Raw genomic sequence first — 1,098 nt, 5'->3', positions numbered from 1 at the left:
GCGGCGCCCGACGCAGAACGGGCGAATCGAGTTTTCGCATGGATTGTTACTGATGGGCCAACTACCGTTCTCGACGTAGCGGATCAGTTTCGGCCACTGCTTGCGCAGATAGGTCAGCGCCTTGCCGAGCAAACTTTTCGGCACGACACCGGGCGACTGCTCGAGCATCAGCTTTTCGATCGCGTCGAGTACGCGGACACTGTATCGTCGTCGCAATCGCTGTCGTCGTTCGGCCTTCCATGTTTCGCTGCGTGCTTCGGCGGCGAACAACCTGCCGATCAGCTTGATGAAGCGCGTCGCGAGCAGATCAGGTGTGCGCGAGGCTTTCGGCACGTTGTCTTCTGCTTTAATGAAGTACCGTCTCAGGTGCGCCCAGCATCCGAGGTGCACGAGATCGTAGCGATGCGCGATGTCGTTGTAGGGCTCGTAGCCGTCGGTCATCAGAACCGCGCCCTTGCGGATCCCGGTGAACAGCTTGTCAGCAAGCTTGGCACCGCGTCCGGGCGTATAGCTGAAGCAGCGGATGGGGATGCCCGAACCGGTCATCTGCGCCCAGAGATAGCTCTTCGTTTGTGGCTTTCGCCCTTTCTCTTTCAGTACCTGGAACGTCGTTTCGTCGCAGTAGATCAGATCGGTCTCGAGCAACGCATCGCGCATCAGGTTAATCACGGGCTGAGTCGCGAGGCCAACACGAACCATGCTGGCGGCGATCGTGTTTGACGAGATGTCGCCGCCGAAGCGACGCAGCAAACCGGCCTGACGATAGAGCGGCATGCCAAACTGATACTTGCCGGTGGCGATCCATGCGAGCGCCGAATCACTCAGCAGTCCGCGCGGGATGATGCGCGGCGGTGCCGGTGTGACCTTGATGCCGAGATCGCAGCACGGACACGCATACTTAACGCGCTGGTGTTGAATCACCCGAAGCTGCTCGGGGATCACATCGAGCTGCTCGCTGATCTCCGCGCCGATCTCGACGAGCGCGTGCCCGTCGTTCGTGCAGAAGCGTTCGGCTTCGGGCAGTTCGTACCGTATGACCTCGCGCGGCAGATTGGGATCGAGCGGCTTGCGGTGACCACGCTTCTTGCGAGTGTGCGC

General features: G+C 60.6%; 1 protein-coding gene. It reads right to left on the bottom strand.

What is annotated here, in order from left to right; translation table 11 throughout:
• Window positions 1-1,098 (bottom strand): IS66 family transposase (gene tnpC / locus FVF58_RS51105; protein WP_149676996.1); only part of this gene is annotated, 1,098 nt, incomplete at both ends.

The organism is Paraburkholderia panacisoli (assembly GCF_008369935.1).
Lineage (GTDB): Bacteria > Pseudomonadota > Gammaproteobacteria > Burkholderiales > Burkholderiaceae > Paraburkholderia > Paraburkholderia panacisoli.
The sequence above is the reverse complement of the archived record's forward strand: the minus strand, read 5'-3'. Positions and strand labels throughout refer to the sequence as shown.